Here is a 423-nt window from a genome sequence, read left to right on the forward strand (position 1 = left end):
TATTTTATCTGTCGAGGCGAGCCGAAATAAAATTATTCATGCCGTGTTATACCTTTATTTTCACCCTCAGGTTTATTCATTCACCAAATAAATAATAAAATCACGAAAGGAATGTAATTATGATAAATAAAATCATCGAAGGGTATTTACCGCAGCTCACGGCTATTCGGCACGATATTCATCAGCACCCCGAATTGGGTTTCGAAGAGTTTCGCACCAGCGATCTGGTCGCGGATTATCTGAGTTCGTGGGGTTATGAGGTGCACCGCGGATTGGCGGGCACCGGCATGGTGGGCACGCTGCGGGCGGGCGACGGCGTGAAAAGCCTCGGGCTGCGCGCCGATATGGATGCCTTGCCGATCGAGGAGAACACCGGCAAACCCTGGAGCAGCAGCGTGGCCAACCGCATGCACGCCTGCGGCC

Annotated in this window: 1 protein-coding gene; it reads left to right on the forward strand. The window is 51.8% G+C overall.

All coding sequences use genetic code 11. The features are described 5' to 3' along the window. Positions 1–119: 119 nt before the first annotated feature. Positions 120–423: M20/M25/M40 family metallo-hydrolase (locus tag KHA85_RS20375; protein WP_498039907.1), on the forward strand; the 304-nt coding region annotated here is incomplete at its 3' end.

It is taken from the genome of Dietzia massiliensis, assembly GCF_018390595.1.
GTDB classification, from domain to species: domain Bacteria; phylum Actinomycetota; class Actinomycetes; order Mycobacteriales; family Mycobacteriaceae; genus Dietzia; species Dietzia massiliensis.